Below are 21,429 nucleotides of genomic sequence, written 5' to 3'. Positions count from 1 at the left end.
CTCACGAAGCGTAGCAGATCGTAAACAGATTCTTACTTGATGCCCAGTCTTTCCATCCGATAGCGCATCGATCTGAAGGTGACGCCTAGCATCTTGGCGGCCTGGGTGCGATTGAAGCGAGTGCTCTCCAGCGCCTTGAGGATGGCTTCGCGTTCCACGCGGTCTAGAAAGTCCTGCAGCGCTTCGCCGTCGGCGCAGGTCGGCGCCTCGCCATCGCCCTGGCCGGCGTGATCGCTCGGCAGCAGTTGCAGATCCTGCAATTCAATACGGGCGTCGTTGGCCAGGGCCACCGCGCGTTCCAGGATGTTTTCCAGTTCGCGGAAATTACCCGGATAGTTGTATTCCAGCAAGGCTTTGAGCGCCGCGGGCGCCAGCCGCGGCTTTTCGTCGGGGGAAAAGCGTTCCAGCAGGCTGGCGATGTAGCGCGGCAGATCCTCGCGCAGTTCGCGCAGCGGCGGCATGCGCAGCGGCAGCACATTTAGCCGGTAGTACAGGTCCTGGCGAAAGTTGCCGGCGTCTACCCGCGCCGCCAGGTCCTTGTGGGTGGCGCAGATGATGCGCACGTCCACCGCTTCTTCCTGGGCGTTGCCCAGGCGGCGCACTTTCTTTTCCTGAATCGCGCGCAGCAGTTTGACCTGCATCGCCAGCGGCAGGTCGGCCACTTCGTCCAGAAACAGCGTGCCGCCGTTGGCTTGCTGGAAGAAACCGTCGCGGTCGTTGTCGGCGCCGGTGAACGCGCCTTTGCGGTAGCCGAAGAATTCGCTTTCCATCAGCGTTTCCGGGATGGCGCCGCAGTTGACCGGGATGAACGGCCGTTCGGAGCGCGCGCTGTGCTCGTGTATCATCCGCGCCGCCTGTTCCTTGCCGGTGCCGGATTCGCCGCTGACGTAAACCGCGGCCTGACTGCGCGCCAGCTTGCCGATCAAGCGCAGCGCTTCCTGGATCGCCGGCGATTCGCCGTCGAGCCGCACCGCGGCCTCGGTTTTGCCGTTGTCCACACGCAGCACGGATTTCACCAGACTGCGCAATTGCGCCAGACTGACCGGTTTTTGCAGGTAGTCGAAGGCGCCGGCCTTCATCGCCAGCACCGCGTTGTCGGTGTTGCCGTAGGCGGTGATCACCGCGATGGGCACGTCCAGGCCCTGTTCGGCGATATGACGCACCACTTCGATGCCCTCGCCGTCCGGCAGGCGCATATCGGTCAGCGCCAGGTCGAAGGGCTGGCTGTTCAGGCTGAGTTTGGCGGCGCCGACGCTGGCGGCGGTGGCCACGTCCAGACCCATCTTGATCAGGGTCAGTTCCAGCAGTTCGCGGATGTCCGGTTCGTCGTCGATCACCAGCACGCGCAGGGAAGATTTAGCCATAAGCCTTGTGACAGATCAGACGGAACACGCCGCCGGGCGGGCAGTAGTCCAAGCGCGCGTCGTTGGCTTCCGCCAGTTCGCGAGCGATGTACAGGCCCAGTCCGGTGCCGGCGCTTTCCGTGGTGAAAAAGGGTTCGAACAAGCGGGCCTGGGCATCTTCGCTCATGCCTGGGCCATCGTCCATGACCTTGATGGTCAGGTGGTTTTCCACCTCGCCCACTTCGATGCGCACCGCGCCCGGCTGTTTGCTGGAGTAGCGCCAGGCGTTGGCCAGTAGATTGTTGAGAATCTGGCCAAAGTGGCCGCGGTCGAACTGGACCGCGGCGGTCTGCGCCTGGTAGACGCAGCAGATCGCGCCGGCGGCGGCGGCTTCCACTACGCCGAAGTGGTCCAGCAGCTCGTCCAGGAAGGGTTGCAGCCGTATCGGCTCCGGTTTGATCCGGTCGCGGCGGTTCAAGGCCAGCACTTCTTGCACCATGTGATTGATGCGTTTGCTGTTGCCCTGCACGATGCGGATCAGCCGTTGGCGCGCGGGGTCGGTTTCGTCTTCGGCCAGCAGGTCGGCCGCGTGGTTGATCGCCGACAGCGGGTTGCGGATTTCATGGGCGATATTGGCGGTGAGCCGCCCCAGCGCCGCCAGTTTGACGCGTTTGCCCTCCTCCGCCATGTCCGCCATGTCGCGCATGAACAGCAGGAGAGCGTGATCGTCGCCCACCAGCACCGGCACCATGCGGCCCACCAATTGACGGCCGCGGATGTTGCGGTCGATGAAGCTGGGATTGGGCGGGCAGCCGTTGTGCCGCCAGCGTTCCACCAGCGGCAGCAGTTCGGGAACGGGGTGGCCGCGGCGCATGGCGCCGAAGTAGCGCGCCGCTTGATTGTTGAACTGACGCAGAAGGCCGGAGGGGGCCAGCACCACCACCGCGTCGCGCTGGCTTTGCAACACCAGCTCGTTCAGGCGGTTGAGGTTGGCGATCTCGCCGCCGCGGCGGGTGGCCAGCGCTTCGGAGTCGCGCGCCACCCGGCCCAGTCTCCAGGTAACGATGGAGGTGATGAAGCCGGCGGTGGCCAGCAGCGCGGAGTAGTAGAAATCCGAGCCGCGGCCTATGCCCAGGTATTGCTCGACGCCGACGAAGGACAGCAGGATCAGCGTGGCGATGGAGGCGTAGAACAGCGCGTAGCGGCCGGATGACAGCAGGCCGGCCACCGCCAGATAGGGCAAGAGCAGGATGCCGTAGCCGCTGCGCACGCCGTCGTTGATGCCCATCAGCAGCACAATCATCGCGATGTCGGCGGCGATGGCCAGCGTCAGCTGCAGGGTGTGGGCCAGCCGGCCGTTGCGCAGCAGGAACCATGCCCCGATCAGCGCGGCGTAGACGCCGCTCCATAGATAGAAGGCCTTGCCGCCGGCCACCAGCGATTCGCCTTCGCGGTTGGCGAACAGGGACATCGTCAGCAGCACCAGCAGCAGCGCCGCCCGGAAGCTGTTGATGAAGACCAGCCCGCTGCGCGGGGTCAACGGCGTCGGCGGGCGGTCCCGGTTCATGTCGTCGGCAGCTCGCTGATGGCGCTGACGCTCCATTTCTTCGGCATCAGCTTGCCCTTCTTGCCGCGCTTGCCGGCGAACTCCGCCAGCGCCAGTTTTTCATCGGAGGCCTTGCCGCGCACCGACAGCGTGGACAGCAGCGCTTTTTCGCCGTTGACCAGGCCGACGGCGGTGACGGCTTCGCCGTCTTCCACCGCCATCAGCATCAAGCCGCGGCCCTTGGCCAGCTCCTTGAGTTCGGCGGCCGGGAAGGCCAGCAGGCGGCCGTTGTCTGCGGCGGCCACCAGTTGGGTGCCCTCGCCTATGCCGGAGGCCGGCAGCGGCGCCGGGGCCAGCACGGTTTCTTCCGGGTTCAGCGTCAGGAAGGCCTTGCCGGCCTTGACCCGTCCGGCCATGTCGCCCAGCTTGGCAATGAAGCCGTAGCCGCCGGAACCGGCGACGACAAATCGGGCCTCGTCCTTTCCGGATAGCATCTGGGCCGGCTTGGCGCCGTCCTGCAGGTCCACCAGCGAAGCCACCGGCACGCCGTCGCCGCGGCCGGTCGGCACGTCCGCCGGGTCCACGGTGTAGGCGCGGCCCTTGCTGTCCAGCACGATTACCGACCACACGGTGCGGGTTTCCACGACGGTGTGCAGCGCGTCGCCGTCCTTGAAGGCCAGCGCGGCGAGGTCCACGTTGTGGCCGACGCGGGCGCGGATCCAGCCCTTCTGCGACAGGATGATGGTGACCGGTTCGTCGGCTATGGTTTGGGTCAGCACCGCGCGCTCGGCGGTCTTGATCTCGCTGCGGCGCTTGTCGCCGTACTTGGCGGCGTCGGCCTGGATTTCCTCGCGCATCATGCTGCGCAGCGCGTCCGGCGTGTCCAGCACGTGGCGCAGGCCTTCGCGCTCCTCGCGCAGATCGGACAGCTCTTTCTCCAGCTTGAAGCCTTCCAGCCGCGCCAGTTGGCGCAGGCGGATTTCCAGGATGTCCTCCGCCTGTATCTCGGTCAGGCCGAAGGCCTTGATCAGGTCCGGCTTGGGCTCGTCGGATTCGCGTATCACGCGAATCACTTCATCAATGTGGATGAAGGCGATCATCCGGCCTTCCAGGATGTGGATGCGTTTTTCCACCTGGGCCAGCCTGTGCTGCAGGCGGCGGGTGACGGTAACGCGGCGGAAGTCCAGCCACTCGCTGAGAATGGGCTTTAGGCCTTTCTGACCCGGCCGTCCGTCCAGGCCTATCATCACCAGGTTCATCGAGGCATTGCCTTCCAGGCTGGTCTGCGCCAGAAGGATATTGATGAATTCGTCTGGATCCTGGCGGCTGGACTTGGGTTCGAACACCAGGCGCACAGGGCACTCGCTGTCGGATTCGTCACGCACGCGGTCCAGCAGCGACAACATCAGGCTCTTCAGGTTTTGCTGATCCTGAGTCAGCGTCTTCTTGCCGGTTTTGACCTTGGGATTGGTGGCTTCTTCGATTTCCGCCAGCACTTTTTGCGCGCTGGAGCCGGGTGGCAGTTCGGACACGATCACGCGCCACTGGCCGCGCGCCAGTTTTTCCACTTCCCATTTGGCGCGCACGCGCACGCTGCCGCGGCCACTTTCATAGGCGGCGAGGATGTCTTCGGCCGGGGTGATGATCTGGCCGCCGCCGGGGAAGTCCGGCCCGGGCACGTATTGCATCAGCGCCGCGGTGTCCAGCTCCGGGTTGTCCAGCAAGGCGATGCAGGCGCTGGCCACTTCGGTCAGATTGTGCGGCGGGATTTCGGTGGCGAGACCCACGGCGATGCCGGAGGCGCCGTTGAGCAGCACCATGGGCAGGCGCGCCGGCAGCAAGCGCGGCTCCTCGAAGGCGCCGTCGTAATTGGGTACGAAGTCCACCGTGCCCATGTCGATTTCCGACAGCAGCAGATCTGCGATCGGCGTCAGCCGCGCCTCGGTGTAACGCATCGCCGCCGCGCCGTCGCCGTCGCGGCTGCCGAAGTTGCCCTGGCCGTCGATCAGCGGGTAGCGCAGCGTGAAGTCCTGCGCCATGCGCACCAGCGCTTCGTAGGCGGAGCTGTCGCCGTGCGGGTGGTATTTACCCAGGATTTCACCAACCACGCGCGCCGATTTCACCGGCTTGGCGCCGTGGGCCAAGCCCATGTCGCGCATCGCGTACAGGATGCGGCGCTGCACCGGCTTCTGGCCGTCGGCCACTTCCGGCAGCGCGCGGCCCTTGACCACGCTCATGGCGTATTCCAGATAGGCGCGCTCAGCGTAGAGGTCCAGTGGAATCCACTCGCCATTGTCGGCGTCCGCCGCGGGCGGAGTGGGCGGCGGCGGGGTCAGGGCGGCGGCGCCGTCCGGCGTATTCTCGGCAAACAGATCGTTATCGTTCATATGGGCAAGGCAGGAGGTGAATCGGTTAGCGTTCATCGGCCGGCGTTTGCGCCACGGCAAAGCCTGTCCTCACGGTTATAGCTGGCGAGGACGCGTTGTCGTAAGCTTGGCCCGGACGCGCCGCAAGCCGGCCGATGATAATGAATCAGTTCAGGGGAATTCTACTATGGCAAACCGAGTTGCGTGGCACTGCCACCGTTTCGATGGTTTTACGCCGCTGGCGTTGTATCGGGCCTTGCAGCTGCGCGACCAGGTGTTCGTGGTGGAGCAGCAGTCGATTTACGGCGATGTGGACGGCGTGGATGTGCACTGTCTGCACCTGTCCGGACACGACGACGGCGGCCGGCTGCTGGCTTACGCGCGCTTGATTGCGCCGGGGGAGAAATACCCGGACGCGGCGGCGATAGGCCGGGTCGTGGTGGCGCCGGAGGCGCGTGGCCAGGGCTTGGGCAAGGCGCTGCTGGCGCAGGCGGTGGCGCAGTGCCGCGCGCATTTTCCCCAGGCGGCCATCATGTTGTCGGCGCAGACCGACGCGCAGGCCTTGTACGAGAGCTTTGGTTTCCGCGCGGTGTCCGAGCCTTACGACGACGGGGGGATTCCGCATGTGGATATGCGGCGCGAGGCCAGCGCTTAAAACAATGATATTGTACTGCTCGCAATGAAAAACCCACCCCGCGAAGGGGTGGGCGCATTAAGCGGGAGGACGGGCTCAGCGTTTGACCGCCGGGCCGTCGCTGCCCAATTCCACCGCGTAAGCCAGCGCCAGTTGAGAGAACTTCAGCGCGTGGCGAGCCTGGTTGCCGGCGCTGGGGAGGGTGTCGCGCACGGTGTGGATGTTGGGGTTGGATTGGTTGAAGGCGGATTCGAACGGGAAGGACGCCGGATAGCCGTTCTTGTGCCAAGAGGCGTGGTCGGAGCACGCGTAGCCGCACGAGCTGTAGCCCACTTTCAGACTAGGCAGGTAGACCTTGGCCAGGTTGGCTAGGAAGGTGTTCTGCGACGCGTTGGTGTAGTCGGTGAACAGGAAGATGTCCTCCGCGCTGCCCTGGTAGTTGGTCATGTCCAGCTGCAAGGCCCCCACTACGTTGACCTTCTGCTGCTTGTAGCGGTTGGCGATGTCGGAGGAGCCGCGCAGGCCGACTTCTTCCGCCGCGTAGGCCATGAACTTGATAGTGCGGCGCGGCTGGTAGTTGTTGGCCATCAGCACGCGAATCACCTCGGTCAGGCTGGCGATGCCGGAGGCGTCGTCGTCGGCGCCCGGCGCGCGGCTGGTTTCGCCGGTGCCGTTGCCCACGGTGGAGTCCAGATGCCCGCCCAGCACCAGGGTTTCGGCTGCATTGTCCTTGCCCTTGATGGTGAGGATTACCGATTTTTGCGGCCAGGCGCTGTGGGCGAACTGTTCCACGCTCACGTCGCCGCGGCCGGCGGCCAGCTGCCGCCATTGGCTGGCGATCCAGTTGGAGGCGTTGACGCCGTGGCTGGTGGTGTAGAAGCGGTTCTGGTAGTTGGACAGGGACTGGATGGTGCCGAGGATGTTGCTGTCCTGCAGCTGCGGCAACAGCTTGTTGACGACGGCCTGGTCGTTGATCTGGTAGCTGGGCAGCAGCGTGCTGGCCACAGGGGCCTTTAGCGCTGTGCGCGCGTCCTGCAGATCCTTGTGCACGATGAAGCCACCGCAATGGCGCAGGCTGTGGTGGATGGCATCCGACAATTGCGGCAGCACGCTGTCGTCCACTTGCACCAGGTGGACTTTCTCGGTGGTCACGCCCTTGGCGGACACGCCGGCCGGCAGCGCGCTCACCGCCAGTTGGCGGCTTTCCTGACTGCGGCTTTTCGGGCTGACCTGTTGCAATAGCTGGTAGGCGTCGTCGCCGATGGAAATCCACACCGGGGCGGCCTGGGCGGCGCCGGCCAGGCTGGTGGCGGCCAAGAGCGCGACGAGACTCGGTTTGAGAGTGAGCATTCCGGAATTCCTGAGCGATGCCGGCCATGAACGAGCCATGGCCGGCGGATGGGAGAAACGGCGCGGACCGTCACGGCCGCGCCGTTAGGCGGTCATCAGCTGCCGCAAGCCACGCCCACGGCGGAGAAGGCCTTGGTCACGTCGGCCTTGCTGTAGCCGCGCGCTTCGGCCGCTTTTTCAACCCCGCAAGCGGCGCTGTTGTAAGTGGCGTTGGCGGTCCAGTACAGGCGGTTGGCGTCCACGAACACTTCAAAGGCCTTGCGGGTGTTCCAGCCGGCGCTGGTGGCGATCAGGTAGAAGGCCTTGTTGTACACGCCGCTGGAGTAGTGCACGTCCAGGCCGCTGGTGTAGTCCTTGGCGTGGCCGATGGAGCGGCCGTCCTTGGTCGGGTCGGCGAAGTAGCGCAGCGCGCCGGTCTGCTTGAAGATCTCCGCGCCCACCAGGAAGTCGTTCTTGCCCTTCATGTAGTACTCGGCGGCTTCGCCTGCCATGTCGGAGAACGCTTCGTTGATGCCGCCGGACTGGCCGCTGTAGACCAGGCCGGAGTTCTGCTCGGTGAAGCCGTGGCTGACTTCGTGAGCGGACACATCCAGCGACACCAGCGGATAGAAGCGGGTGGCGCCGTCGCCGAAGGTCATCGCGCTGCCGTCCCAGAACGCGTTTTCATAGTTGCGGCTGTAGTGCACCTTCATCAGCAGCTTCTGGTTGATCGGACGCAGGTTGAACCAGTCCTTGTACAGATTGAACACTACGTTGCCGAAGTAGTGGGCGTCGTTCAGCGGCGAGTAGGCTCCGTTGATCTGCTTGTAGGTGTTGGTGGGGCAAGCGAACTTGTACGGGGTGGTGCCGCTGGTGCCGCCGTTCAGGTTGATGGTGGCCACGTTGCCGCTATCCATCTTGCAATCGCTGGTGACGATCAGCGGACCGTAGTTGGTGCCGTACAGGTATTTGCCGGTCTTGGCGTTGCCGCCGGGGCCGTTGGCTTCGGCGTGGTTCAGGCCTTCCCACTGCTTCAGCACCTGGCCGCTGTTGGCGTCGATGATGAAGTGCGGGCGGCTGGGTTCCTTGCCGCCTTCCACCAGGAAGGACACCAGATAGACCAGTTGGGCGGTGTTGTTGTCCAGACGCACCACCAGTTCGGTCTTCTCGTTGCGGGTTTCATAGCCGTTGGCCTTCAGCGCCTTGGCGCTGGAGAGCGCCTGGGAGGCGCTGAGGGCCGGCTTGACCGTGGCCAGGTCGGAGGCGATGCCGCGCACATAGTAACCGGACAGCTTGCTCGCCGACGCCGTGGACGAGCCTTTGGCGAACTGTTTTTCCTCCACCACGGCCTCGCCCCACACTGGCACGCCCTGATAGTACTGCTGGTAGCGGGTGACGACTTTGCCGTTGGGGAACTGGGCGCTGCGTTGCGCTTTCAGTTCGCTCCGGTTGATGCCGGCTGCGCTGAACACGCTGGCGCCGTCGACGAGTTTGCTGGATTTGGCCAGCGCTTCCAGGTTGACGCGCTCGGCGGCGTGGGCGGAGCCGTAAGCCAGGGCGAGAGCGGACAGCACCAGTACGCGAACCATCGCAGTTTGGGTTTTCATCACGACTTTTTCTCCAATGTAGATCAGCAGGACACGGTAATGCCCCGCGTCAAGCCGGCTGGTCTTGCATAAAGGCCGCCGGCGCCAGACAGGCTTGCGCCTGCCCTTTCGGACGCTTGGAAATCGCTCCCTCTAGATGGCTGCCGCCATCTGGCGAAGAGGTTTTCGCCGCGTCCCTCATGCGTTCCCGACATGGGACGCCGCTCTGAGCATGGGAAAGAAATTGCTGAAACCAGAGGACGTTGGCTTGGTTTGTTCTGACGACCACTTGCCAAATGCATAAATTATGTATTGGTTTTTCCGTCTTGATATGCATCTGTTCTAAGTGCCAGTTGCCTAGCGATTGCCGGCGACGGGCATGACCAAAATCAAAGCGGGGCGTCGAATCCTTGGTGGACAAGGAGAAGAGAGGGAAACATCAAGAAAATGAAAAGCCGCACCATCCCGATGCGGCTTGTTGTGATGCGGCAACATCCAAATCGCTATAAAAGCGGACAAACTGTCTAATTTGAGATGGTTGCGGTTTTTTGAATATGCGTAAAGCGCATGATATCAATGAGTTGTTCTCACCCGGGCGGGTTCAGGGCGCCAGCCGAGCGATCTTCCAGCCGCCGTCTTCCTGCAGGGAATACTGTACCCGGTCATGCAGCCGGCTGGGGCGGCCCTGCCAAAATTCCAGCCGGTCCGGCGTCACCGCGTAGCCGCCCCAGTGCGGCGGCCGCGGCACGTTCAGAGGGTGCTTGACCCCGAACATCGCCGCTCGCGACACCAGCACGCTCTTGGAGCCGATCTCGCTGCTCTGTTCGCTGGCCCAGGCACCGACGCGGCTGGTGTAGGGGCGGCTGGCGAAATAAGCGTCCGACACTTCCGGCGCCACCTGGGCCGCGCGGCCCTCGATGCGGATCTGCCGCTCCAGCTCCGGCCAGAAGAAGGTCAGCGCCACATAGGGGTTGTCGTTCAGCTGGCGGCCCTTGCGGCTCAGATAATTGGTGTAGAACAGCAGTTGGCCGTTCTCCACGCCCTTGAGCAGCACGATGCGCGAAGTGGGGCGGCCGTCCGCCCCGGCCGTGGCCAGGTTCATCGCCGTGGGCTCGGGCACTTGCGCGGAGATGGCCTGGTTCAGCCAGCTCTCCAACTGGGCCAGCGGGTCCGGCAGGCACTCCTCCGGCGACAGTTCTTTCTTGGAAAAATCCTTGCGGATGTCTGCGAGGTTCAGCGACATTTCGTCCTCCTTGATGGGGCTTATCTTATGCCAGCTCCGCTTGGGCCATATAGGAGTTTGCGCAAGAGGAGCGCTATTTTGGACGGCGCGCGGCGCCGGATTCTGCTATGTCATATAAGGCGCTGACGACGGACCGGCGCGGCTTGCCGCCGCGGCGCAGGACTTGCGGTTCAAGTTAGGCTAAAATACCCCATTTCTTTCCGCGGCTTATCCGCCCATGCATCTGTTCGCCCTTGGTTTGAACCACCATACCGCACCGCTCTCCATCCGGGAAAAGCTGGCTTTTCCTGCGGAGGTGTTGCCCAAGGCGCTGGACAGCCTGGTCAGCTCGCACGCGGCGCGCGAGGCGGCCATCGTCTCCACCTGTAATCGCACCGAGATCTATTGCACCGGCAGCGATCCGCAGGCGGCGCTCAGCTGGCTGGCCAAATTCCACGGCCTGGCGCTGGCGGAGATGCAACCCTATCTTTATCAACTGGACGAGGCCAACGCCGCGCGCCACGCTTTCCGCGTCGCTTCCGGCCTGGACTCCATGGTGCTGGGCGAGACCCAGATTCTGGGCCAGTTGAAGGACGCGGTACGTAGCGCCGAACACGCCGGCACCATGGGCACCCTGCTCAACGGTCTGTTTCAACGTACCTTCGCCGTGGCAAAGGAAGTGCGTTCCAATACCGCGGTGGGCGCCAGTTCGGTGTCGATGTCGGCGGCGGCGGTCAAGCTGGCCGAGCAGATCTTCCCCACCATAGGCGAACTGAACATCCTGTTCGTCGGCGCCGGGGAAATGATAGAGCTGGTGGCCACCCACTTCGCCGCGCGCAATCCTTCCTGTATCACCGTGGCCAACCGCACGCTGGAGCGCGGCCAGCGGTTGGCGGAGCAGTTTGGCGGCAACGCCGTCACCCTCGCCGAGCTGCCTGACATCCTGCCGCGCTACGATGTGCTGGTCACCTCCACCGCCAGCCAGTTGCCCATCATCGGCAAGGGCATGGTGGAGCGCGCGATCAAGGCCCGTCGCCACCGGCCCATTTTCATGCTGGACCTGGCTGTGCCGCGCGACATTGAAGTGGAAGTGGGCAAGCTGGCCGACGTGTTCCTGTACAGCGTCGACGATATCGCCAGCGTGGTGGAAGTGGGCAAGGAAGCGCGCCAGAGCGCGGCCGCGGAAGCCGAAACCATCATCCAGGCGCGGGTCTGCGAATTTAGCGACTGGCTGAAAAAGCGCGAGACCGTGCCGCTGATCCGCGCGCTGCGCGACGACGCCGACCGGCTGCGCCGCGCCGCGCTCGACGCCGCGCTCAAGCAGCTGGCGCGCGGCGAAGCGCCGGAGCGGGTGCTGGAAACCCTGTCGGTGCAACTGACCAATAAATTGATGCATCCCCCCACCCGGGCCTTGTCGTCCGGGCGCGGCGCGGAGCACGACGCGCAAGTGGAAGCCGTGGCGCGTCTTTATCGTTTACACCCGGAGTCGTAATGAAAGCGTCAATTGCGGCCAAACTGGCGCAACTGGCCGACCGTCTGGAAGAGGTGACCCACCTCCTGGCCAGCGAAGCGGCCACTCAAGATATGGATGCGTTCCGCAAGCTCACCCGCGAGCACGCCGAACTCAGCCCGGTGGTGGAAACCTACCAGAGCTATCGCCAGTGCGAGAGCGACATCGCCGCGGCGGAAGACATGTTGTCGGACCCGGAGATGAAGGAGTTCGCCCAGGCGGAAATCGCCGAGGGCAAGGACAAGCTGGCGGCGCTGGAGCTGGAGTTGCAGAAGCTGCTCTTGCCCAAGGACCCCAACGACGAGAAAAACATCTTTCTGGAAATCCGCGCGGGCACCGGCGGCGACGAGGCCGCGCTGTTCGCCGGCGACCTGTTGCGCATGTATACCCGCTACGCGGAACGCAACCGCTGGCAAGCGGAGATCGTATCCGCCAGTGAGTCCGACCTGGGGGGTTATAAGGAAGTGATCGTGCGCCTGATAGGTTTCGGCGCTTTTTCCCGGCTCAAGTTCGAGTCCGGCGGCCACCGCGTGCAGCGGGTGCCGGTGACCGAGACCCAGGGCCGCATTCATACGTCCGCCTGCACCGTGGCGGTGATGGCCGAAGCCGATGAGCTGGCCGACGTGGTGCTGAACCCGTCGGACCTGCGGATCGACACCTTCAGGGCCAGCGGCGCCGGCGGCCAGCACATCAACAAGACCGACTCCGCGGTGCGCATCACCCATATTCCGACGGGGATTGTGGCGGAGTGTCAGGACGGCCGTTCCCAGCACGCCAACAAGGCCAGCGCGATGCAAGTGCTGGCGGCGCGCATCATGGACATCCAGCGCCGCGAGCAGCAGCAGAAGGAGGCGGCCGAGCGCAAGAGCCTGATTGGCTCCGGAGACCGCTCCGAGCGCATCCGCACCTATAATTTTCCGCAGGGCCGCATCACCGACCATCGAATCAACCTGACCTTGTACAAGTTGGATTACGTGATGGACGGCGACCTGAGCGAACTGACCGACGCTTTGATCGCCGAACAGCAGGCGGAATTGTTGGCGGAATTGGGAGAATGACAGCGGGGCGGTACTAGCAAGGATTATTGCGTTGCCGCTGTCGGCGCAACGCGCTACACTCGCAAACTCAAGAACGGGCGGTTTGCCGCCCGCGCCCGCAGGCAGGATTGCCGCGCGGGCTTATTCTCCGAACTTTGGGCCACTTGCGTGGCCTTTTTTCTTGCCCGTTCGCCGGATAGCGGGCAAAAAAAAAGCCGGGCCCTGTCTGAACCCGGCAATGCCCAACGTGGATTGGCAGTCAATCTGGCGACGCCGCCGCATCTTGCGGCGACTCGCGGTAAGCAGTGGAAAATTCTCCGTTGCAAGCGGATGTCATCCTGTAATATTTATAATCCGTTACTATTTCAGTACGGATAAAGCCTTAGGCTCGGGAATGACGGTTCCATTTCCGGGCAAGCCAAGGCCAGGCTTGACTCCGGCTACAGGCGCCGCGCTGGAAATCGGGGAGCGCGGCATAGACGGCTCGCTCGGCGGGGAGAGCGGATCTCCATGCCATTGTTGCATGGCGGCGGCCTGCATGCCGCGGAGCGCCATTCAAAGCCCAGCCGTGCCCAGGATGCCTAGCATACGATGTTGCGCCTGGCATGACAAAGCAGTTAATTTCATGATAACCATGATAAAAAGGCATGTAAGATGAAGCTGCCACCGCTGAATGCATTACGCGTATTTGTCGTTGCCGCCGAGCATTTGTCCTTTACCCGCGCCGCCGCCGCGCTCAGCCTGACTCAGGGGGCGGTCAGCCGCCATGTGCAAACGCTGGAGGAATACTACGGCGCCACGCTGTTCACCCGGCAGGCGCGCGGGCTGTCCCTGACCGCCGAAGGCGAGGCGCTGATCAAGCCCGCGCGCGAAGCCTTCCAATTACTGAACGAAGCCAGCGAAGCGCTGCGGCTGCGGCAAAGTGATCTGCGCGTGCGCATGCCCCCCACCCCGGCAATGCGCTGGGTGCTGCCTAATCTGCCGGATTTCCAGACCCGCTATCCGGAATACACGCTGCATCTGGTGACCCAGCTGATTCACGACAAGCCGTTCAACCGGGCGGAATACGATCTGGCGGTGGTGGGCATGGCGCGCGCCGAAGTGGCGCCGGATCTGCGCACCGAGTGCATCTGCCGCGAGAAGCTGATTCCGGTCTGCTCGCCGGCCCTGCTTAACGGCAAGCATCCGCTGAACACCCCGGACGATTTGCGCCACCACACCCTGCTGCACCCGTGGCGTGATCAGGACACCTGGAAGCGCTGGCTGAAACTGGCCGGCGTCAATGGAGTGAATCCGGAAAGCGGCGTCACCTTCGACGCTTCCGAATACGCGCTGCACGCCGCCGTCGCCGGCATGGGCGTGACCCTGGCCCAGGTGTCCATGGTGACCCAGGACCTGGATTCCGGCCGGCTGGTGATGCCTTTCGACACCGTGCTGGAAACCGAGTGGAGCTATTACTTGGTCTATCCGCACGAGCTGGCGGAACTGCCCAAGGTCAAGGTGTTCCGCGACTGGCTGGTGGCCATCCTGGCCAAGAGCGAGGCCAGCAGCTGGCTGGCGCGGCGCGGCTATTGAAGCGCGTGCGGCGGCGCGTCCGCGCCGCCGCCTAAGAACCTGTTTTAAGCCTGCTTTGTAAATCTTTGTGTCCGGCACTGGATTCCGGCGGCTTATCGGCGCAAAATAATTGACTAGTCAATTATTGTCAGGTCAACAAAAATGAACACCTTAGCCGCAACCGCTGGAGCGGCCGGCGCGCTGGACTTCCGCCAGAAAGTGCTGGCCATGCTTGGCCTCTGCTTTGTGCTGCTGATGGTGGCGCTCGACCAGACCGTGGTCGGCACCGCCATGCCCACCGTGGTGGCGGAGCTGCATGGCTTCGATCTCTACGCCTGGGTAGGAACCGCCTATCTGCTGACCTCGGTCATCACCGTGCCCATCTTCGGCAAGCTGGGCGACGACCACGGCCGTAAGCCCTTCGTCTTGACCGCCATCATCCTGTTCACCGTCGCCTCCATGTTGTGCGGCCTGGCTCAGAACATGTTGGAACTGGTGCTGGCGCGCGCGCTACAAGGCGTGGGCGGCGGCATGCTGGTGGCCACCACCTTCGCCTGTGTGCCGGACATGTTTCCAGAAACCGCGCAGCGCCTGCGTTGGCAAGTGATGTTGACCGCCGCTTTCGGCCTGGCCAACGCGGTGGGCCCGACCCTAGGCGGTTTTCTCACCGAATATTTGGGATGGCGTTGGGTCTTCTTCGTCAATCTGCCGGTGGGCCTGGCCAGCCTGTGGTTTGTGTGGAGCTATTTGCCGGCGATGCGCCGAGCCGGAACCGCGTCCAAGCTGGATTGGCAGGGCGGGTTGCTGATCGCGACGCTGCTGGGCTCGATGCAATTGCTGGTGGAATGGCTGCCGCTGCACAAGCCGCTGTGGTTGATGGCCTGCCTGGGGCTGAGCAGCCTCGCCGCCTTGGCCGGCCTGTTGTGGTGGGAGCGGCGTTGTTCCAATCCGCTGCTGCCGCTGGACATGTTGAGCCACCGCAGCCTGGCGCCCTTGTTCGGCCTGTCTTTACTACTGGGCGGCGGCATGTTCGCGGTGATGTATTACGCGCCGTTGATGTTTCAGGGCGGTTTTGGCTTGTCCCCGAACCAGGCAGGCCTGCTGGTGACGCCGCTGGTGGTGTGCATCACTCTGGGCAGCATCCTGAACGGCCGCATCGTCACCCGGGTGCGCCGCCCCACCCTGTTGCTGGGTTTGGGCTTGCTGCTGTTCGCTTTCACCGCCGGCTCGCTGGGCTGGGTGAACGACGCCACCGGGCACGGGCTGGTGGCTATGCTGATGGCGGTGGGCGGCCTGGGTTTGGGCCTGCTGCTGCCTAATCTGACCATCTTCGTTCAACAGAGCGCGCCGCGAGAACAGCTGGGCGTGGCCACCGCCATGATCCAGTCCACGCGGATGATAGGCGGCATGCTAGGCACAGCGCTGGTGGGCGTGTTCGTCACCCACCGTTACGTCGCCGGCGTCAACGCTCTGTCGACCGAACCGCAATGGCTGGCCTGGCTACGCGATCCGCAAATCCTGCTCAGCCCGGACACCGCCGCCCGCTTCGAACAACTGACGACGGCGGCCGGGATCAACGGCGGTGCGCTGCTTGGCGCCTCCCGGTTGGCGCTGGTGGACGCCATTCATCTCAGCCAGTGGCTGGTGGCGGCGCTGGCGGTGTTCGGCTTATTGCTCGTGCGCCGAGTCCCGCATGTAGAATTGCGCGATGTCAAAACCAAGACGGCGGTAATCCATGACTGAACGCGCACCCAATCTGCTGCAGCAAATTGGCCGTACCGGCCGCGCCATGTACGCGGCGTTTGAGCAACAGGTGGGCTACCCCTTGCCGCGCTGGCGCATCCTCGCCGCGCTGACCGATCTGGAGCAGGCGACGCAGAAACAGCTGGCCACCCGGCTGATGATGGATCCGGGCGCGCTGACGCGGCAGTTGAAGGCGATGGAGGAGGAGGAATTGGTGCGGCGCATCACCGACCCGGCCGACAACCGCCAGACCTTGGTGACGTTGGCGCCGGCGGGCCAGGCGCTGATAGAGGCGGTGCAACCCAAGCGCGAAGCTTTTTTCCGGCACGCGCTGGCGGACGTACCCGTCAGCCAGATGGAAACCACGCTGGAAGTGCTGCACCGGCTGGAACAGCGCTTCCGCGGCCAGGATTAGAGCGGCGGCGCCGGCCGCCGGCTTTTATTCCTGCGGCTGCCACTGATAGGTTTTCAACACCGCCTTGATGCGGCCGCTTTTCTGCAGGCGGTCTATGACCTGATTCAGCTGCGCCACCTTGATATCGGAATGCGGCGCCACCGCGCACATGGTGGGCATGAAGGTTACTACCAGAGGGTGCAGCTTGAATTGCGCCGCATCTCGCGGCCAGGCGCGCGCCCAGGCGGCGAACTCCAGTTCAGACACGATGGCGACATCGCTCAGCCGTTTTTGCACCGATTTGATCAGCAGCTCCATCCGCGCCTCCTCGTTGTGCAAAGCCGGGTTGCCGCGCCAGAAGCGTTCCAGCGTGGGATAGTTGTAACCGCGGATGGTGACGATGCGCTTGCCGGCGAGGTCGCCCACCTGGCGCAGCTCCGTCGGCAGCTTCAATGTCAACGGCCGCTCCAATTGCGGGTAGATTTCATGGGTCCAGCCCAGACGCGCCGCGTTGCCGAACCAGTCCGGATTGGCGTTGCAGATAATGTCTACCCGGCCGGATTCGATGGAGGGTTCTACTCGTTTGCGGGCGATCAGGATGAACTCCGGACGTAGGCCCAATTCCGCCGCCAGCATCTCGCCGAGATCCTTGGACAAGCCGCCGCGCAGATGCTCGCCGTCCGGGGACAGCATCACGACCGGCGCCGCGTCGGTATCCGCCACGCCTATACGCAAACTACCCGCCGCCCAAGCCTCCCCGCACCAAGCCGCCGCCAGCCCCGCGAGCAGCCACAGCTTATTCGTAATGGCCATATGGATGTTCTCTCTTTATTCTTAAGCAAGCGCCCGGACAGTTGATTGCGAGTGTTAAGATGACCTTTTGAGTCCGTTGCGCTTGTTATCGTTGTAGACAAAAAAAGTTCAGCCGCCATGACAAAAACATTCTCGCATCCCCTCCGGCAACACCTGTCCCAACGCATTCTGATTCTGGATGGTGGCATGGGCACCATGATCCAACGCCATCAGTTGGAGGAAGCCGATTATCGGGGCGAGCGCTTTGCCGACTGGCCTTGCGACGTCAAGGGCAACAATGACTTGCTGGCGCTAACGCGCCCGGACGTGATCGGCGGCATTCACCAGGCTTATCTGGACGCCGGCGCCGACATCATCGAAACCAACACCTTCAACGCCACTTCCATCGCCATGGCGGATTACGCCATGGAAAGCCTAGTCTGGGAAATCAATCATGCCGCGGCCAGGCTGGTCAAGGAACTGTGCGAGAAGGCCAGCGCCGCCAATCCGGCCAAGCCGCGCTACTGCGCCGGCGTGCTTGGTCCCACCAACCGCACCTGTAGCATCAGCCCGGATGTCAACGACCCGGGCTACCGCAATGTCAGCTTCGATGAACTGGTGACGTCCTATACCGAGGCGATAGACGGCCTGGTGCGGGGCGGCGCGGACCTGCTGTTGGTGGAAACCATTTTCGACACCCTGAACGCCAAGGCGGCGGTGTTCGCCATTCACCGATACTTTGATGAGCGTCCGGGCACGCCGCGTTTGCCTATCATGATTTCGGGCACCATCACAGACCAATCCGGCCGTACCCTGACCGGGCAGACCACCGAGGCCTTCTACAACTCGCTGTCCCACGCCGACGCGGTTAGCTACGGCCTCAACTGCGCGTTGGGTCCGGACCTGCTGCGGCCCTATGTCGAGGAAATGGCGAGAGTGTCCGCCGGCTATGTATCGGTGCACGCCAACGCCGGCCTGCCCAATGCCTTTGGCGGCTACGACCTGGAGCCGGAAGCGATGGGCGTCTACGTCCGTGAGTGGGCGGAGTCCGGCCTGATCAACATCGTAGGCGGCTGTTGCGGCACCACGCCGGAACACATCGCCGCCATCGCCCGCGCGGTGGACGGCGTCGCGCCGCGGCCGTTGCCGCAGATCGAGGCCAAGTGCCGCTTGTCCGGCCTGGAGCCGTTCAACATCGGCGACGGCGATTTGTTCGTCAACGTCGGCGAGCGCACCAACGTCACCGGCAGCCGCGCCTTCGCCAAGCTCATTCTCAACGGCGACTACGCCACCGCGCTGGACGTGGCGCGTCAGCAAGTGGAAAACGGCGCCCAGGTCATCGACATCAATATGGACGAGGGCATGCTGGACGCCCATGCCGCCATGGTGCGCTTCCTCAACCTGATCGCCTCCGAGCCGGACATCGCCCGCGTGCCCATCATGATCGACAGCTCCAAATGGGACGTGATCGAGGCCGGCCTCAAATGCATACAGGGCAAGGGCATCGTCAACTCGATCTCGATGAAGGAAGGCAAGGACAAATTCGTTGAGCAGGCGCGGCTGATTCGCCGCTACGGCGCCGCGGTGATCGTGATGGCTTTCGACGAAGCCGGCCAGGCCGACACCTACGCCCGCAAGATAGAAATCTGTGAGAACAGTTACCGCATTCTGGTGGACGAAGTGGGCTTCCCGCCGGAAGACATTATCTTCGATCCCAATATCTTCGCCGTGGCCACCGGCATTGAGGAACACGCGCGTTACGGCCTGGACTTCATCGAAGCCACCGGCTGGATCAAGCAGCAGCTGCCGCACGCCAAGATTTCCGGCGGCGTGTCCAACGTCTCCTTCTCCTTCCGCGGCAACAACAAGGTGCGGGAGGCCATCCACGCCGTCTTCCTCTACCACGCCATCCAGCGCGGCATGACCATGGGCATCGTCAATGCCGGCGCGCTGGAAGTCTACGACGAGGTAGATCCGGAACTGCGCGAACGCATTGAAGACGTGGTGCTGATGCGCGCGCCCAAGGACGGCGGCGACGCCACCGAACACCTGATCGCGCTGGCGGAAAAATACAAAGGGGAAGCCGCTGGCGAGAAAAAGGGCGAAGACCTGGCCTGGCGCGCGCTGCCGGTGGAAAAGCGGCTGGAGCACGCGCTGGTCAAGGGCATTACCACCTTCATCGTCGAAGACACCGAGGAAGTGCGGCAGAAATCCGCGCGGCCCATCCACGTGATCGAAGGTCCGCTGATGGACGGCATGAACGTGGTGGGAGACTTGTTTGGCGCCGGCAAGATGTTCCTGCCGCAGGTGGTCAAATCCGCGCGGGTGATGAAGGCCGCCGTCGCTCATCTCGAGCCCTTCATCGAGGAGGAAAAAATCCGGCTTGGCTTGGCCGACGCGCCGGCCAAGGGCGTGATCATCATGGCCACGGTTAAGGGCGACGTCCACGATATCGGCAAGAACATCGTCGGCGTGGTGCTGCGCTGCAATAACTATCAGGTGATCGACCTGGGCGTGATGGTGCCCTGCCAGAAAATCCTGGACGCCGCCATTGAGCACAAGGCCGACATCATCGGCCTGTCCGGCCTCATCACGCCCAGCCTGGAAGAAATGAGCCATGTGGCAAAGGAAATGCAGCGCCAGGGCTTCACCATCCCATTGTTGATCGGCGGCGCCACCACATCCAAGGTCCACACCGCTGTCAAGATCGCTCCGCACTATCAACATCCGGTGATCTACGTGCCGGACGCCAGCCGAGCCGTCGGCGTCTGCTCAAACCTGTTGTCAGATACGCTGCGCGACGCCTTCGTTTTGGAAAACCAGGCCGAGCAAGACCGCGCCCGCGAAGGCCACGCCAACAAGGCGAGCCGCAAGGTGGTCGGCCTGGAGCAGGCGCGCGCCAACAAGGAAGCGATAGACTGGACGGCCTACCAGCCGCCCAAGCCGAAATGGCTGGGCGTGCGCCGCTTCGAGCGCTATCCGCTGGCCGAGATCGCCGCCTACATCGACTGGACCCCGTTCTTCCAGAGCTGGGAACTGGCCGGCCGCTTCCCGCGCATCCTGAACGACGAGATCGTCGGCGAATCCGCGCGCGCCTTGTACGAGGACGCGCAAGTGATGCTCAAGCAGATCATCGCCGAGAACTGGCTGGGGGCTAACGCGGTGATCGGTCTGTTCCCGGCTTCCAGCGTCAACCACGACGACATCGAAATCCGCGATCCGGACAACCGCGCCAGCCTGATGAGCTGGGTGGGGCTGCGTCAGCAACTGCCCAAGATGGACGGCAAGGCCAACTGGGCGCTGGCCGACTACATCGCGCCGCGGGACAGCGGCGTGCAGGATTACATCGGCGCCTTCGCCGTTACCGCCGGCATTGGCATCGAGCCGCACGTCAAACGCTTCGAAGACGCCGGCGACGACTATTCCTCCATCCTGCTCAAGGCGCTGGCGGACCGGCTGGCCGAAGCCTTCGCGGAACTGATGCACGCCCGAGTGCGCCGGGAGTTCTGGGGCTACGCCGCCGCCGAGCAACTGGACAACGAAGCGCTGATCGACGAAAAGTACCAGGGCATCCGCCCAGCGCCCGGCTACCCGGCCTGCCCGGACCACACCGTCAAGACCGCGCTGTTCGAACTTCTGGACGCGCCGGCCATCGGCATGACGCTGACCGAAGGCTACGCGATGCTGCCCACCGCCGCCGTGTCCGGTTTTTATCTCAGTCACCCTGCCGCGCGCTACTTTGGCGTGGGCAAGATAGAGCGCGACCAGGTGGCCAGCTACGCCGAACGCCGCGGCGTCAGCGTGGAACAAGCCGAACGCGATCTGGCCCCCAATCTGGGCTATGACGCCTGAGGCGGGCAAGCGCTGGCCCAGGCTGCTGCTGGGCGGCCTGCTGTTCTGCGCCGGGGCCTGGCTGTTGCTCAGTTTCCGCGACCGCTACGTGGTGCTGTTGCTGGCCGGCGCGCTGTTGGCCTGGCAAGGATTGCCGGCCGGGCTCAAAGCCCGCGCGCTGCTGTTGACCGCGACGGGCTGCCTGCTGGACTTCGCCATCGCCGGCCTGGGGCTGTACCGCTTCGTCGGCGTCGGCACCCTGCCCTTGTGGAGAGTCACCTTGTGGCTGAGCTTCAGCTGTTGGTGGCTGCGCCTGCTGGACGCCTGGCGGCCGTCGCCGCGCTTGCTGGCGCTCATCGGCGCGCTGGCGGGGCCGTTGGCTTATTGGGGCGGCGCGCAACTGCGCGGTCTGCAAGCCGGCGCGCCGTTGTGGCTGACGCTGCTGGTCTTGGGCCTGCTATGGGCGGCCTTGCTGGCCTGGACGCCGCGCCTGTTGCCGGCGGACGAACGGGCGGCGACGCAGGCGTGATTGTGGATAAGAT

The 21,429-nt window shown here is 63.9% G+C and carries 15 protein-coding genes; 8 read left to right on the top strand and 7 right to left on the bottom strand.

The genetic code is table 11. The features are described 5' to 3' along the window. Window positions 1–32 precede the first annotated feature (32 nt). From MOV80_RS18070 to parC, 3 genes are read right to left on the bottom strand one after another with little or no spacing between them, the layout of a single operon-like run. Window positions 33–1,364, bottom strand: a complete 1,332-nt coding sequence (locus tag MOV80_RS18070; RefSeq protein WP_019103405.1) for a sigma-54 dependent transcriptional regulator — start codon at window positions 1,362–1,364, stop codon at window positions 33–35. Then, window positions 1,357–2,910 carry an ATP-binding protein gene (locus tag MOV80_RS18065; RefSeq protein WP_052052223.1) on the bottom strand — a complete coding sequence of 518 codons (1,554 nt, stop codon included), beginning with the start codon at window positions 2,908–2,910 and terminating at the stop codon, window positions 1,357–1,359. Before MOV80_RS18065 ends, MOV80_RS18070 begins: the two co-directional genes overlap by 8 nt. Beyond that, window positions 2,907–5,276: a DNA topoisomerase IV subunit A gene (gene parC, locus MOV80_RS18060; protein WP_118268514.1), complete on the bottom strand. Its 2,370-nt coding sequence runs from the start codon at window positions 5,274–5,276 to the stop codon at window positions 2,907–2,909. Before parC ends, MOV80_RS18065 begins: the two co-directional genes overlap by 4 nt. A gap of 166 nt (window positions 5,277–5,442) precedes the next feature. On the opposite strand from parC, the gene MOV80_RS18055 reads away from it, so the two are divergent. Continuing rightward, the gene (locus MOV80_RS18055) at window positions 5,443–5,910 is read left to right on the top strand and encodes a GNAT family N-acetyltransferase (RefSeq protein WP_019101209.1); all 468 of its coding nucleotides are present in this window, start codon (window positions 5,443–5,445) and stop codon (window positions 5,908–5,910) included. 75 nt (window positions 5,911–5,985) lie between these two features. On the opposite strand, the gene MOV80_RS18050 is transcribed toward MOV80_RS18055, so the two are convergent. The 3 genes from MOV80_RS18050 to pdxH all read right to left on the bottom strand — a co-directional run bounded on the left by MOV80_RS18050 (window position 5,986) and on the right by pdxH (window position 10,047). Further along, window positions 5,986–7,239, bottom strand: a complete 1,254-nt coding sequence (locus MOV80_RS18050; protein WP_107732204.1) for a M28 family metallopeptidase — start codon at window positions 7,237–7,239, stop codon at window positions 5,986–5,988. 95 nt (window positions 7,240–7,334) lie between these two features. Then, a complete protein-coding gene (locus MOV80_RS18045; RefSeq protein ID WP_118268515.1) occupies window positions 7,335–8,825 on the bottom strand; it encodes a M4 family metallopeptidase in 1,491 nt (496 codons plus the stop codon). A gap of 580 nt (window positions 8,826–9,405) precedes the next feature. After that, window positions 9,406–10,047 carry a pyridoxamine 5'-phosphate oxidase gene (gene pdxH / locus MOV80_RS18040; RefSeq protein WP_043593460.1) on the bottom strand — a complete coding sequence of 214 codons (642 nt, stop codon included), beginning with the start codon at window positions 10,045–10,047 and terminating at the stop codon, window positions 9,406–9,408. A gap of 217 nt (window positions 10,048–10,264) precedes the next feature. On the opposite strand from pdxH, the gene hemA reads away from it, so the two are divergent. The 5 genes from hemA to MOV80_RS18015 all read left to right on the top strand — a co-directional run bounded on the left by hemA (window position 10,265) and on the right by MOV80_RS18015 (window position 16,285). Next, complete coding sequence (hemA, locus tag MOV80_RS18035; protein ID WP_019102442.1) at window positions 10,265–11,518, top strand: glutamyl-tRNA reductase; 1,254 nt, start codon at window positions 10,265–10,267, stop codon at window positions 11,516–11,518. Further along, the gene (prfA, locus tag MOV80_RS18030; protein ID WP_107732206.1) at window positions 11,518–12,594 is read left to right on the top strand and encodes a peptide chain release factor 1; all 1,077 of its coding nucleotides are present in this window, start codon (window positions 11,518–11,520) and stop codon (window positions 12,592–12,594) included. Before hemA ends, prfA begins: the two co-directional genes overlap by 1 nt. Window positions 12,595–13,227: 633 nt before the next feature. Then, a complete protein-coding gene (gcvA, locus tag MOV80_RS18025) occupies window positions 13,228–14,148 on the top strand; it encodes a transcriptional regulator GcvA (protein WP_019102440.1) in 921 nt (306 codons plus the stop codon). A gap of 141 nt (window positions 14,149–14,289) precedes the next feature. Continuing rightward, window positions 14,290–15,870 (top strand): MFS transporter, encoded by a 1,581-nt coding sequence (locus MOV80_RS18020; RefSeq protein WP_019102439.1) that lies wholly within the window; start codon window positions 14,290–14,292, stop codon window positions 15,868–15,870. Continuing rightward, window positions 15,863–16,285 (top strand): MarR family transcriptional regulator, encoded by a 423-nt coding sequence (locus MOV80_RS18015; RefSeq protein WP_019102438.1) that lies wholly within the window; start codon window positions 15,863–15,865, stop codon window positions 16,283–16,285. The genes MOV80_RS18020 and MOV80_RS18015 overlap by 8 nt, the downstream gene beginning before the upstream one ends. A gap of 24 nt (window positions 16,286–16,309) precedes the next feature. On the opposite strand, the gene MOV80_RS18010 is transcribed toward MOV80_RS18015, so the two are convergent. Beyond that, a complete protein-coding gene (locus MOV80_RS18010) occupies window positions 16,310–17,077 on the bottom strand; it encodes a transporter substrate-binding domain-containing protein (protein WP_118268516.1) in 768 nt (255 codons plus the stop codon). 117 nt (window positions 17,078–17,194) lie between these two features. Here MOV80_RS18010 and metH point away from each other — a divergent pair, with 117 nt between their 5' ends. Beyond that, window positions 17,195–20,908, top strand: coding sequence for a methionine synthase (metH, locus tag MOV80_RS18005; RefSeq protein WP_019102436.1), 3,714 nt, complete (start codon window positions 17,195–17,197; stop codon window positions 20,906–20,908). Then, window positions 20,898–21,416 carry a DUF2878 family protein gene (locus tag MOV80_RS18000; RefSeq protein ID WP_118268517.1) on the top strand — a complete coding sequence of 173 codons (519 nt, stop codon included), beginning with the start codon at window positions 20,898–20,900 and terminating at the stop codon, window positions 21,414–21,416. Before metH ends, MOV80_RS18000 begins: the two co-directional genes overlap by 11 nt. Window positions 21,417–21,429 lie beyond the last annotated feature (13 nt).

It is taken from the genome of Chromobacterium sp. IRSSSOUMB001, from assembly GCF_023507765.1.
Taxonomy (GTDB): Bacteria; Pseudomonadota; Gammaproteobacteria; order Burkholderiales; family Chromobacteriaceae; genus Chromobacterium; species Chromobacterium haemolyticum.
This window is presented reverse-complemented; position numbering and strand designations above follow the sequence as displayed.